A 13,151-nucleotide genomic window follows, 5' to 3' on the forward strand; every position below is an offset into this window, starting at 1 on the left:
GCCGATCATGCATCGGCGGGTGAAACAAGGTTGAATTATCAGGGCCAGTGCTATCGGTCTGGCCCCTTCGTCACATTAGAGGATGTTATGCAGCGGCTGTTGTTTGGTTTTTGTGCTCTTTTCTCTCTGGCGGCTCACGCCGCCCCGCTGACGCCCCCTCAGGGTGGCCAGTACGCCATCATAGTGCAGGGCAACAACGGCGTTGAGTTTGCCCGTCATGCGGATCAGATGATCGCCCCCGCCTCCACCATGAAGGTGCTCACCGCGCTGGCGGCCCGCCTTGAGCTTGGCGCCGACTTCCGCTTTGCCACCGACATTCAGGCCCAGCCCGGCGCCAAGCAGGGCAACGTCATCAATGGCGATATCTGGATCAACTTCGTCGGCGACCCCACCCTGTCACGGATGGATCTGCTGGCCCTGTTCAAGCAACTTGGCGTCAACCAGATCAAGGGCAACGTCTACGTCAATACCGGCGCCTACAACGGCTACGAGCGCGGTAACGGCTGGTCATGGGGGGATCAGACCCTCTGCTTCGCCGCTCCCGTCTCCTCGGTCATCATCGACAAGAACTGTGCCTACGGCACCATCACCGCCACCCAGATTGGCAAACCGGCGGTCGGCAATGTGGCCACCGGCGTGCCCATCGGCATCGGTGCAGACAACGTGGAGGTGATGAGCTATGCCGACATGGCGCGCCAGTTCTGCGCACTGGAAGTAGATATGGCCAAGGGCAACTTCTACGAACTCAAGGGCTGCATCACCCCGAACAAGGATCCGCAGGGTCTGCGCTTCGCCATCCACGACGTGGAAGCCTGGGGCTGGGACAACATCCGCTGGGCGATGGACCGTGCCGGTATCAAGCATGACGGCCTGCTGCGGGTTACCCACAAGGCACCGGACAACGCCGAGACGCTCGGCACCCACTACTCGGTCTCCCTGCCGGTGATGCTGGCCAAAATGCTGAAGAAATCGGACAACCTCTATGCCGATACCTTCCTCAAAACCGTGGGTCGCCACTACTACAACAAGCCGGGCAGCTATCGCAGCGGCACCATGGCTGTGCGCGCCATCCTGACCAAGAACGGCATCGATCTGGGCAACGCCACCCTGGCCGACGGCTCCGGCCTCTCCGCTCACAATCTCATCAGCGCCCGCCAGATGCTGTCGGTGCTGAACTTCATCCAGAAAAATGATGCCGAGCTTGGCCTTATCAAGCTGCTGCCAAGCTCACAGGTGGATGGCACTCTGGCGTGGCGGCGCAGCGTCACCGCCCCCATGATGAAGAACAAGGTGCACGCCAAGACCGGCACCATCACCGGCACCTCCAACCTGGTGGGCTTTATCGATACCGCCGGTGGCCAGCGCAAGGCGTTCGTGATGTTCCAGCGCGGCCTGTCGCAAGACCCGGCGACCCACGATCGCTACCGTGCCAGCAAGGCCCCCTGGCCCTGGACTGTGTTCGAGAAGGGGGTGCTGGAGAGCATCTACCAGCAGCAGCCGATCCAGATTGCCGACGAGAACTGAGGCAATAGAATCGCTCGAATCACGGTATCGACAATTTCAACTTTAAGTCGTGACGAGGGGGGGATATGCTGTCCCCTGCCTCTTATCAATGGCCTGACCTGACGGTTTCACACAACGGCCTCACCAACGGAGAGAAAAGATGTTTGCAGTGATTTTTGGTCGCCCCGGCTGCCCCTATTGCGTTCGTGCCAAACAGATTGCCGAGCAGCTGGTTGAACAGCGCGATGATTTCAAATTCCGCTACGTCGATATCCACGCCGAAGGCATCACCAAAGAAGATCTGGCCAAGAGCGCCGGCAAGCCGGTCAACACAGTGCCCCAGATCTTCCTGGACGAACAGCACATCGGTGGCTGCACCGATTTTGAAGCCTACGCCAAAGAGCATCTGGGCCTCTATCAGCAGTAATGCCTCTGTCGCTGGCAACAGCGCAAAAAAATCCGGCGCCATTGGCGCCGGATTTTTTATGGGGCAATCACAGGATCACGGCGTCAGCGACTGGGCAGCAAAGCGCGCAATGATGGGGTTGTGATCGGAGCTGTCGGTCGCCGGTGAACTCACCTCGACCAGATCCAGATTACGGTAGTAGAGGTGATCCAGCGGACGACCGAAAGCGGTGCGGCGCAAGTCAGGCACCGGCACGGCCTCCTGCAGACCCAGCTCTTCAACCAGCTTGCTCAGCCAGAACTGGCGTTTGTCGCTCCAGGTGTTGAAATCACCGGCCAGGATCACCGGCCCCTGATGGCGGCGCACCAGCGCGGTCAAATCGTTGAGCTGCTCGCGGAAGGTGGCCATCCCCAGTTCGAAGTTGACCGCATGGAGGTTAATCACCAGCACGCCATCAGGATCGCCCTGCAGCGGATAGAGGCTCACCAGCCCGGATTTGGGGATGCGCAGCAAAGGCTCGGGGGAGCGCACGCCACAGACGAACGCCTGCGGGGTCTTGGCTACCGTCATCACCCCGAACGAGACGCCGCCCTGAGTGAAGGCCTGCAGCTGTTGCCACTGGAAATCACCGGCGCGCAGCCAGTCAAGCATCTCGGGACGGGTGGCCGACTCTTGCAGCAGCACCAGATCCTGCCCCTTGGCGTAGCTGTCCATCCCCTCGCGCCAGTTCTTGCGCTGTCCCTTGTAGAGGTTCCAGACCGTGATGCCGAATTCACGGGGCAGCGCCGTGGTCGCCAGCGCCACCAGCGGCGGACGCTGGCAGTCGATACCCGGCACAATCCCATCGGCCGTGACCAGATGGTTCTGATCCGGCACCTCGAAACAGCCTACCAACCCCAGGGTCAGCAGGGAGGTGCCAAGAATGCGATAACTATTTTTCATCGGCTAAACCGCCCGCCTTTGCTTTGTATCTTGACCATCACAAACGTCATCAACGCCGACTAAGCTGATAGTCCCTGTTCCACTCAACCAGAAGGACGCTGTCTCATGGCGAAAGAACTTCGGTACAACGTGACGTTTTATGATCAACAAGGAAACTGTCATCAAGTGGAGCTGGCCACCGTCTACCAGATAAGACGGGACCCTCAATGCGATCTCTGTCTGTTCGACACCCTTCAGTATGTAGGGTCAGAGGAGATGCTGGAACGCATGATACGGCAAAAAACCGGGCTTGAGCAGGAAATATCCATCATCAACGCCCGGCTTATTTGATCAGGCACTCACCGGAACCGGGCGGGATTTGCCGTGTTCGTCGATGGCGACATAGGTGAAGATCCCCTCGGTCACACAGTAGCGCTGGGCGTCGTTTTCCCGCAGTACCGGCTTGACCCACACCTCCAGCTTGAGCTTCATGGAGCTGCGGCCGATCTTCATGCAGCGGCCATAGCAGCAGACCACATCGCCCACCTTGACCGGACTGTGGAAGGTCATGCCTTCGACGGATACGGTACAAATACGTCCTTTTGCCAGCTCCTTGGCCATAATGCCCCCACCTATATCCATCTGGGACATGATCCAGCCACCAAAGATGTCGCCATTGGGGTTGGTATCGGCTGGCATTGCCAGGGTTCTCAGCAACAACTCCCCATCGGGGTGACGTTTTGTATCTACCATCATTACCGCCTCTCTCTCATGGATGGCGGCATGATAGGGGGCGATCACCCCCTTGGCAAACCTCAATTGCCCGAGGCGGCGAGCTCGGCAAACCAGTGGGCCGGATCGGGCCAGCGATAGTTGAATCCCATCTGCTGGCAAATCAGCTGACCGTCGATGGGCTGAAATTCACCGGCAGGCTCGATAAAGACCGGCACAGGCAGCCCCTGCTGGCGCGCCGCAAAGGGGTAGAACTGCTCGCGGCGCGGATGCACCGGCGCGCTCAGGTTGAAGACATCCCCGTCCTTGCCCCGCTCCAGCAGCAAGATGCAAGCCGCCACCACATCGTCCAGATGGACCAGATTGACCGACTGGGCGCCACCATCGAGAGTCTTGCCCGCGAGGAAACGGCCGGGATGGCGATCCGGGCCATAAAGGCCGGAGGGGCGCACTATCATCACCGTCTCGAAACCGGCCGCCAGCACCGCCTGCTCCGCCGCCAGCATCCGCTCGCCACGGGCATGGCGCGGTTTGGGCTGCTCACCCTCTTCTTGACCCGCCCCCCATACCGAGGTGGCGCTGACAAACAGCACCCGCCGGGTGCCATTCGCTTTGGCCAACGCGCAGGCCCTTGCCACCGCTTGCGGATAGTCATCGGTCTTGCTGGGAGGTACGCAGATCACCAGACTCTCGCAGGGGATGGGCCACGCATCCGACATATGGGCAGAAATCGTCAGCGGATGGGCAGCGATCCCCTCCCCCTGCAAACGGGCCGCTTTTTCGGCGCTGCTGACCGTCACCGCCACCTGCTTGCCAGCCGCCAACAGGGCTCGCGCCAGCGGCAGCCCCAGCCACCCCGCCCCCAGAATGCCGATCGTCCCGGCGATATGTTGTTCTGTCATCGTCCCTTCTCCTGCTTGACGCTATTTGCCTCGCAGCTTACCTGCCTTGGTCGGAAAAGGAAGCCTTGGCCAACTTTCCTACAGCCTACAGATAGACAAATGCCGCCAAGACGGCGGTATCTGTCTATCTGCTAGCGACACTAGGATTTATATTCTCCCCCCCACATTGCTTCCCTCGCTCGGTCAGCCTGAGGGACAGAGAAAAGAGCAAAAACTACACTCACAGCACTTAACTCAGAAAGTTGTTAGATATTATTTAATATCGGAGGCATACAAATTGCTCTTTTTTCTGCCAACTTTAATATTTCACGTTGCAATGGCTGCCGACCAGATAATACAACAGACTGCATACAAGATAAAATAGCTAATCCATTTGCATTTTTGAGCACATCATGAATTAACTTAACTGGATATCCTTCACTATGCCTTCGAATAGGATGGATACCTGCATGTACATAAGAGTTTAAAGCTTTCCATGAATGGTCTTTGAAGCGAGAAAGTGCCTTGAATGCTTCTATAGGTGCATCCTTTGCTAGTGCATCCATCATTTGTGACATTTGTGGAATGTTTTTCGCTGCTTGTTCCGACTCTAAAGTCAATTCAACACTCAGCTTTGCTAACTGAGCATCTGAAGCGCTATATAACAACCAAATGGAACGAACTATCGATTCAAATTGCGACCTGTGAACGACAAGAGCAGAAGGTAAATAACCAAGCTCTAAAGTTACTCTTATTGAATGCCAATGTTCCAATGATAAGCTACATGCTACATCACTAGTAATAATTCTATCGGAATTGTCAAAAAGTGGGCAATCAATCACTTTACTCAATTCTTCTGCCAGCCAAGCTGACTCAACAAAAACATCCATATATTAAACATCTCCTTAAAAACAGCACTGCATTAATTTTTAACGCTTGACAATAAAACATCCAGCTGAAACGCTGAGTCGTGCCTTTTAAAATAGAAGTCGTCACTTCAATACAAAGCCATCTATTTTAGAACACACAAAAATATTTCATCGCAACTTTAAAGATACCATTCCGCATATCCGACATGAGTGTAAATCATATTTTTGCAACTAACACTGAATGTATTATTAACACAGTAGCTGAGCTCGCTGTGATATAGATAGGAATTTTTTGCTCTATGAAATCAGTGTGATTCTATTCCAATTCAACCAAGCGGGCCAATGGCCCGCTTGGTTATATTTCACTTACTTCACCATCACACCGGCGGATGGAAATGGCTGGCTTCGCGGGTGGCCATCTCCTCGTAGGTGGCCCACTTCTGCCACGCCACTTTTTGCGCCACCTGCATCAGCCGCTCGGCCTCCTCCGGATGGCTCTGGGCCAGCACCCGATAACGGGTCTCCTCCTGCCGATATTCCGCAAGGGGGATGGAGGGGCGCAGGCTGTCGAGGCTGAAGGGGTTCTGCCCCGCACTGCGCAATACCGGGTTGTAGCGCATCAACGGCCAGTGACCGGAGGCCACGGCGCGTTTCTGCTGGGTCAGGCCAAACTCCATATCGATGCCATGAGCGATACAGTGGCTGTAGGCGATGATAAGCGACGGGCCCGGATAGGCCTCAGCCTCGCGCAAGGCCTGCAGCGCCTGCTGCGGGTTGGCACCAAAGGCGATGCGGGCAACATAGACGTTGCCGTAGGAGATGGCTTGCAAGGCTACATCCTTCTTGGCCAGCGTCTTGCCCCCCGCCGCGAACTTGGCGACGGCACCGAGCGGGGTCGATTTCGACATCTGGCCGCCGGTGTTGGAGTAGACCTCGGTATCCATCACCAGCACGTTCACATCGCGCCCGGAGGCGAGCACATGATCGAGCCCCGATGAGCCGATGTCATAGGCCCAGCCATCGCCGCCGATGATCCAGACCGAGCGGCGCACCAGCTGATCGATAAGCGACAGCAGCTCGCGGGCCTTGCCGGATTTCACCTCTTCCAGCCGCTCGCGCACTTGCGCTACCCGGGTGCGCTGGGCGCGGATCTCCGACTCCAGCCGCTGCGGGACGCTAATCAGGGTATCGACCAGCTCTGGGCCCAGCTCCCCCTTCATCGCCTCAAGGGCCGCCACCGCCTGACCGTGATGCTGATCGGCGGTGAGACGAAAACCAAAGCCAAACTCGGCGTTGTCCTCAAACAGGGAGTTCGACCAGGCCGGCCCCTTCCCTTCGCCGTTCTTGGCCCACGGCGTAGTCGGCAGGTTGCCGCCGTAGATGGAGGAGCAACCGGTGGCGTTGGCCACCAGCATGCGATCGCCAAACAGCTGGGTCAGCAGCTTGAGATAGGGGGTCTCGCCACAGCCGGCGCAGGCACCGGAGAACTCGAACAGGGGTTCGAGGAACTGGGTGCCGCGCACCGTGGAGAAGTCCACCCGCTCGCGGGCAGGCCACGGCAGGCTCTCGAACCAGCGCAGTGCCTGTTTCTGGCCAGCCAGATGGGGCGCCTTGTCCATCATGGCGATGGCGCGCTCGCCTTCATGGCTCTCATCCGCTCCGGCCCGCACCGGACAAGCCTGCACGCACTGGCCACAACCGGTGCAATCTTCCGGGTAGAGCTGCAAGGTGTAGCGGCTGTCGGGGAAGCCCTTGGCGGTGACGGGCACCGACTGCGCTGCCTCGGGGGCGGTCGCCAGCCAGTCCTGATGGTAGAACTTGGCCCGCAGCGCCGCGTGGGGGCAGACAAAAACGCAGTTGCCGCACTGGATGCAGATATCCGAATGCCAAATCGGGATCTCGCGGGCGATATCCCGCTTCTCGAAGCGGCTGGTGGCAGTGGGGTAAGTGCCATCCACCGGCAGCATGGAGACCGGAATAAGATCGCCGCGCCCCGCCAGCATCTCGCCAGTAACCCGCTGCACAAACTCGCTGCCACCCGGTGCCAGTGGCAGCGGATAGTCGCTGATCTGCTCTTCACCGGCCGGGATGGCCACCTGATGGAGATGGGCCAGGGTGTCGTCCACCGCCGCGAAGTTGCGCTCGACCACCTCGGGCCCCTTGCGGGCATAGCTCTTCTCGATGCTCTCCTTGATCAGCGCAATCGCCTCATCCCGCGGCAAGATGCCAGCCAACGCGAAGAAGCAGGTCTGCATGATGGTGTTGATGCGATTGCCCATGCCGTTGCGCTCGGCCACCCGATCCCCATCGATGCAGTAGAGGCGGATATCGAGGGCGCGGATGCGGGCACGCAGCCGCTCGGGCAGCTCGGCCCAGACCCGGTCAGGCTCATAGGGAGCATTGAGCAGCAGGGTCGCCCCTTCGGCAGCATGCTCCAGCAGGTCTACCGACTCGACAAAGCCCCACTGGTGGCAGCCGATAAAGCTCGCCTGCTCGATAAGCCAGGGGGCATCGATGGGCTCGGGGCCAAAGCGCAGGTGGGAGACGGTGCGCGAGCCAGACTTCTTGGAGTCGTAGACGAAGTAGCCCTGAGCGTGGAACCCCTCCAGCTCGCCGATGATCTTGATGCTGTTCTTGTTGGCGCCCACAGTGCCGTCGGCACCGAGGCCGAAGAAGAGCGCCCGCACCCGGCTGGCGGGCTCCAGATCGCCTATGGGGTGCCATGCCAGACTGAGGCCCGACACATCATCGACAATCCCCACGGTAAAGCGCGGGCGCGGCGCATCGGATGCCAGCTCCTCGAATACCGCCGCGCACATGGCGGGGGTGAACTCTTTGGAAGAGAGGCCGTAGCGACCGCCACTGAGCCAGGGTAGCCGCTTGATAAGGCCGCGCTGCAAGCCGTCGATCAGCGCGCTCTGCACATCCAGCAGCAGCGGCTCACCGCCCGCCCCCGGCTCCTTGGTGCGATCCAGCACCGCCATGCGCCGCACGCTCTGCGGTAGCGCATCGAGCAGCGCCTGTACCGGGAAGGGGCGATAGAGGCGAATGACCAGTACCCCGGTCTTGCGATCCTGCCGGTTGAGCCAATCCACGGTGGTGCGGGCGGTGGCCGCCCCCGAGCCCATCAGCACGATGACGTCGGTGGCATCCGGTGCACCGTGGTACTCCACCAACCGGTAGTGGCGGCCGGTCAGATCGCCCAAGTTGTCCATGCACTGCTGCACCCGTGCCAGTACCGCTTCGTAGAAGGGGTTGACGCTCTCGCGGGACTGGAAGTAGGTATCCGGGTTCTGGGCGGTGCCACGCATCACCGGATGATCCGGGTTGAGGGCCCGGGCACGGTGGGCGCGCACCCAATCGTTGTCGATAAGAGCGCGAATTTCATCCCGATGCAGGGCGGTGATCTTGTTCACTTCGTGGGAGGTACGGAACCCGTCGAAGAAGTGGATAAAGGGCACCCGGCACTGCAGGGTGACGCTGTGGGCAACCAAGGCCAAGTCCTGCGCCTCCTGCACCGAGCCGGAGGCGAGCATGGCAAAGCCGGTGCTACGTGCCGCCATCACGTCCTGATGGTCGCCAAAGATCGACAGCCCCTGCGCCGCCAGCGAGCGGGCCGCCACATGGAATACCGCCGAAGTCAGTTCACCGGCGATCTTGTACATGTTGGGCAGCATCAGCATCAGCCCCTGACTGGCGGTAAAGGTGGTGGCGAGCGCCCCCGCCTGCAGGGCGCCGTGTACCGTGCCAGCCGCCCCCCCCTCACTCTGCATCTCTACCACGGTGGGGATGTTGCCCCACAGGTTGGTCTGCCCTTCTGCCGCCCAGGCATCGGCCAGTTCGGCCATGGTCGAGCTCGGGGTGATGGGATAGATGGCACACACTTCGCTCAGCTGGTACGCCACCCGGGCTGCGGCTTCGTTGCCGTCAACCATGATCAGTTCATGTTTCATTGGGACTCCTCCGGTTGGCGCAGCTCGATGGCGTGACAAGGGCACTGGTCGTGACAGGCACCGCAGCCGGTGCAGCGCTCGGCATCCACCTGATACCCCAGACCCGGCCCCAGCTTGGCGATGGCCTGCTCGGGGCAGCTGCCATAGCAGCCGTCACACTCAAAGCAGTTGCCGCAGGAGTAGCAGCGCGCAGCCTCGTAGCGGGCGGCCACCTCATCCAGCCCGCCGATGATCTCGCCAAAGTCGTCCCGCGCCGAGGGCGGTTTGACCGGCTGGCTGCTGGCCGGGGCATGGGTCTGGAACCAGAGCTGCAACTGCTCGGGCCCCACCAGCGGGTAGGAGAGCGGTTTGTGGTAGTGGCGACCGCGCAGCCAGGCATCCATATGGCGCGCCGCCTTCTTGCCGTGACCGGTGGCGATGGTGACGGTGCGCTCGGAGGGCACCATGTCGCCACCAGCAAACAGGCCCGGCACGTCCGTCATCAGGTTCTCGCCAACCTGTACCACTCCCTCCTTGTTGACCCGCACGCCGGGAATGCTCTCCAGCACCGAAAGGTCGACCTCCTGACCGAGCGCCAGAATGAGGGAGTCCGCTTCGAGGGTTTCAAACTTGCCGGTGGGCACCGGTTTGCCCTCGGCATCCAGCGCCATCACCTCCACCTCGATATTGGTGTTGTCGAGCTGGCGGATGGTGCGCAGCCAGTTGATCTTGATCCCCTCCTCCTCGGCCTCATCGGCTTCGAAGGCGTGGGCCGGCATATGGTCGCGGTCGCGGCGGTAGATGATCATCGCCTCCTCGACCCCGAGGCGGCGGGCGGTACGGGCCGCGTCCATGGCGGTATTGCCGCCGCCGTAGATGGCTACCCGCCGCCCCAGTTTGGGCGGTGGCAAGCCCTGCTCTTCGGCCAGACTGGCCTGTTCGAGGAAGCTCACCGCATCGAGGATCTTGCCCGCTTCCCGGGCTGGGATATCGACGCGCTTGGCCAGATGGGCGCCGATGGCCATAAAGACGGCGTCAAAGCCTCCCTCGTCGCGCTCGCGCAGCACATCCTCCACCTTGTGGTTGAGAGTCAGCGTCACTCCGGCCGCCACGATGCGGGACACCTCCCGATCCAGCACATCGCGGGGCAGACGATAAGCGGGAATACCAAAGCGCAGCATGCCGCCCGCCAGTGGCCCGGCTTCGCGGATCTCCACCTGATGGCCAAGCCGGTTGAGGTGCCAGGCGCAGGAGAGGCCGGAGGGGCCGGCACCGATCACCAGCACCTTCTTGCCGCTGGCAGGGGCAGGTGGCGCAGGCTGCCAACCACGGGCCAGCGCCTCGTCGCCAAGGAAACGCTCGATGGCGTGGATGGAGACGGATTCATCCACCTGCCCGCGGTTGCAGGCGCTCTCGCAGGGGTGATAGCAGACCCGGCCATGAATGGCGGGCAAGGGGTTCTCTTCGATCAGGGTCTGCCAGGCCGCTTCAAAGCGACCGGCCTGCGCCAGAGAGAGCCAGGCCTGGATATTTTCTCCGGCCGGGCAGGCGTGATTGCAGGGTGGCAGGGCCGGCCGCCAGACAGGTAGCCGGGTACGCACCGGGCCTGTTCCCGTTTTCAGGGAGAGATCCGGCAATGGGGTCATGTCCAGTTGTTTGCTCATACATTGCTTTCTTCTTTTTGTGTGACAGGCCCCACCCGATGGCGCTTGATACCGTGTAGCCGAGGCGGACGGTGGCCGGATGAGGAAGAAGCGAAAGCGTTAGAAACTGGGAACTGAGTCGATAATGGCGGCTTTTTTGTACTGATTAGCGAATCAGGATCAAAAAATGTTGCATTTAATGGGTGGTTTTAAACAGAACGTGACCGGGATAACATCTTTCCCGCTTGACTCCACTCCTTATCTCGTCAAGGTTGCGGCCAAGCGTGCAAAAACCGGATAGCCCGGTTGCCCCTCTGCGATTTTTTGCAAAAAAAACTGCATCTATCGAACCCGCATCTCTGCGCCCCGTAAAGAGATTGCCCCTCGCAGTGGGAACCGTTATGTTCCCCTTTTTCCAGGCGACTGCGCCGCTTCACAAGGATACGAAGATGCCAAGGCTAGACAGCATTCACCTATACCCCATCAAATCGACCGCCGGCATGCCTCAGGCACGCGCCCAAGTCACCCAGGAGGGGCTCGCAGGGGATCGCCGCTACATGGTGGTCAAGCCTGATGGCACCTTCATCACCGCCCGTACCCACCCCCAATTGCAGCAGGTAGTTGCAACTCCAGTTGCAGGCGGCCTGCAACTGAACTATCCGGGGTTCGAGCCTCTCGCCCTGCAAGAGTCCGATTTCAGCCGTGCCCCGCAAGCGACAGGGGTCTGGGGCGACCGCTTCACCGCCCTGCATACCACCCCAATCGCCGACAGCTGGCTGAGCCGGGTCGCTGGCGAACCGGTAGCGCTGCTTTGGCTCGGTGCAGAGTCTGACCGCTTTCGCGAGAAGACCGGCACCCGGGTCAGCTTTGCCGATGGTTATCCGCTGCTGCTGATAAGCCAGGCTTCGCTGGATGATCTCAATCTGCGCTCCGATGCGCTGCACCAGATGAGCCAGTTTCGCACCAATCTGGTGGCGAGCGGCGCCCGCCCCTTCGAGGAGGACAGCTGGGTGCGCATCCGCATCGGCGAGGTGGAGTTTCAGGTCGCCAAGCCCTGCAGCCGCTGCATCATGACCACGGTGGAAGCGGGCACCGATCGCTTCAATGCCCTCAAAGAGCCGCTGGCGACCCTCACCCGTTACCGGCGAGGCGAGGATGGCGAGGTCTACTTCGGCCAGAACCTGATCGCCCTGAACGAGGGGTGGATTGAAGCGGGTAGCGAGATCGAGGTGCTGGAGCGCAAGCGCCCTGCCCCCTACCCTGACGGCGCACCGAAAAAGCGCGAGCTGATCTGCGTGGCCCGCGAACCGCTGGCGCGGGATCTGGAGACCTTCTGGTTCGAGGCAGCCGATGGCGAGCCGCTGCCCGACTACCTGCCGGGCCAGCATCTGCCCATCAGCCTCGATATCAAAAACGAGCGGGTTCAGCGCCGCTATACCCTGAGCTCCACACCGGCTCGGCCGGAGCGCTACAGCATCAGCGTCAAGAAGGTGGGGGGCGGCCGCATCTCCCACTGGCTGCACCAGCAGATGCAGGTGGGCAACACCCTGCTGGCCGCCAACCCCGTTGGCGAGTTTCACCTGGGCCACGAGCGCAACCTCCTGTTGCTCTCCGCAGGCTCCGGCGTCACCCCCATGCTGGCGATGGCCCGTACTCTGGCCCTGCGCGGCGAGCTTGGCGATCTCCACTTCATGCACCTGTGCCGCAGCGAAGCGGATATTCCCGCCGCCAGCGAGCTGCACGCCATGGCGCAGCAGGGGATGACCCTCACCATTATCCTGAGCCAGCCGGACAGTCACTGGCAGGGGCAGAAAGGGCGGCTCGGCGATGAGCATCTCGCACTGGTCAAGGGGTTGGCCGGACGGGAGGTGTTTATCTGCGGCCCCCACGGCTTTATGGCCGATGCGGCGGCAAAAGTGGCTGCGCGCGGCGTGCCTGCCGCACGTATCAGACAGGAGAGCTTTGGCGGCGCCATTCTCTCGGTTGCCCGTGCTCATCAGCCAGTGCAACTGCGCATCGGCGAGCGGGAGTTTGCCGGCAACAATCAGGGCACCATCCTCGATCAGGCCAGCAAGCAGGGGGTAGATCTCCCCTGGAGCTGCCGCGCCGGCATCTGCGGCAGCTGCAAGCAGACGCTGGTCTCGGGCGAGGTGGCGCATCCCGACGCCCCCGCCATCAGCGCCGCCGAGCGAGCCGAGGGCAAGATCCTCACCTGCTGCGCAGTGCCGCTGACCGACCTCGTCATCGAATAAGGTGATCGAGCC

Annotated in this window: 10 protein-coding genes; 4 read left to right on the top strand and 6 right to left on the bottom strand. The window is 60.8% G+C overall.

All coding sequences use genetic code 11. The features are described 5' to 3' along the window. Positions 1–87 precede the first annotated feature (87 nt). Both dacB and AAHA39_RS04030 read left to right on the top strand, forming a co-directional pair. Complete coding sequence (gene dacB, locus AAHA39_RS04025) at positions 88–1,524, top strand: D-alanyl-D-alanine carboxypeptidase/D-alanyl-D-alanine endopeptidase (protein WP_156852142.1); 1,437 nt, start codon at positions 88–90, stop codon at positions 1,522–1,524. A gap of 139 nt (positions 1,525–1,663) precedes the next feature. Continuing rightward, the gene (locus AAHA39_RS04030) at positions 1,664–1,930 is read left to right on the top strand and encodes a GrxA family glutaredoxin (RefSeq protein ID WP_033113477.1); all 267 of its coding nucleotides are present in this window, start codon (positions 1,664–1,666) and stop codon (positions 1,928–1,930) included. A gap of 75 nt (positions 1,931–2,005) precedes the next feature. Here the strand turns inward: AAHA39_RS04030 and AAHA39_RS04035 are convergent, their stop codons facing one another. Next, positions 2,006–2,851 carry an endonuclease/exonuclease/phosphatase family protein gene (locus AAHA39_RS04035; RefSeq protein WP_042032407.1) on the bottom strand — a complete coding sequence of 282 codons (846 nt, stop codon included), beginning with the start codon at positions 2,849–2,851 and terminating at the stop codon, positions 2,006–2,008. 105 nt (positions 2,852–2,956) lie between these two features. Between AAHA39_RS04035 and AAHA39_RS04040 the strand changes: the two genes are divergently transcribed. After that, positions 2,957–3,181, top strand: coding sequence for a hypothetical protein (locus tag AAHA39_RS04040; protein ID WP_005337874.1), 225 nt, complete (start codon positions 2,957–2,959; stop codon positions 3,179–3,181). Here the strand turns inward: AAHA39_RS04040 and yciA are convergent, their stop codons facing one another. From yciA to AAHA39_RS04065, 5 genes are all read right to left on the bottom strand, one after another. Continuing rightward, positions 3,182–3,586 (bottom strand): acyl-CoA thioester hydrolase YciA, encoded by a 405-nt coding sequence (yciA, locus tag AAHA39_RS04045; RefSeq protein ID WP_033113469.1) that lies wholly within the window; start codon positions 3,584–3,586, stop codon positions 3,182–3,184. 59 nt (positions 3,587–3,645) lie between these two features. Beyond that, positions 3,646–4,464, bottom strand: a complete 819-nt coding sequence (locus AAHA39_RS04050) for an NAD-dependent epimerase/dehydratase family protein (RefSeq protein WP_320657061.1) — start codon at positions 4,462–4,464, stop codon at positions 3,646–3,648. A 245-nt stretch (positions 4,465–4,709) separates the two neighbouring features. Further along, the gene (locus AAHA39_RS04055) at positions 4,710–5,333 is read right to left on the bottom strand and encodes a DUF6988 family protein (protein WP_320657062.1); all 624 of its coding nucleotides are present in this window, start codon (positions 5,331–5,333) and stop codon (positions 4,710–4,712) included. A 356-nt stretch (positions 5,334–5,689) separates the two neighbouring features. Next, positions 5,690–9,265 carry a pyruvate:ferredoxin (flavodoxin) oxidoreductase gene (nifJ, locus tag AAHA39_RS04060; RefSeq protein ID WP_320657063.1) on the bottom strand — a complete coding sequence of 1,192 codons (3,576 nt, stop codon included), beginning with the start codon at positions 9,263–9,265 and terminating at the stop codon, positions 5,690–5,692. Next, positions 9,262–10,908: an NAD(P)-binding protein gene (locus AAHA39_RS04065; RefSeq protein WP_320657064.1), complete on the bottom strand. Its 1,647-nt coding sequence runs from the start codon at positions 10,906–10,908 to the stop codon at positions 9,262–9,264. Before AAHA39_RS04065 ends, nifJ begins: the two co-directional genes overlap by 4 nt. Positions 10,909–11,336: 428 nt before the next feature. On the opposite strand from AAHA39_RS04065, the gene AAHA39_RS04070 reads away from it, so the two are divergent. Further along, entirely contained in the window at positions 11,337–13,139 is a 1,803-nt protein-coding gene (locus AAHA39_RS04070; RefSeq protein ID WP_320657065.1) for an MOSC N-terminal beta barrel domain-containing protein, read from the top strand. The last annotated feature ends 12 nt before the right edge of the window (positions 13,140–13,151 follow it).

Origin of the sequence: Aeromonas sp. SE22 (assembly GCF_038739755.1) — a bacterium.
Taxonomy (GTDB): Bacteria; Pseudomonadota; Gammaproteobacteria; order Enterobacterales; family Aeromonadaceae; genus Aeromonas; species Aeromonas jandaei.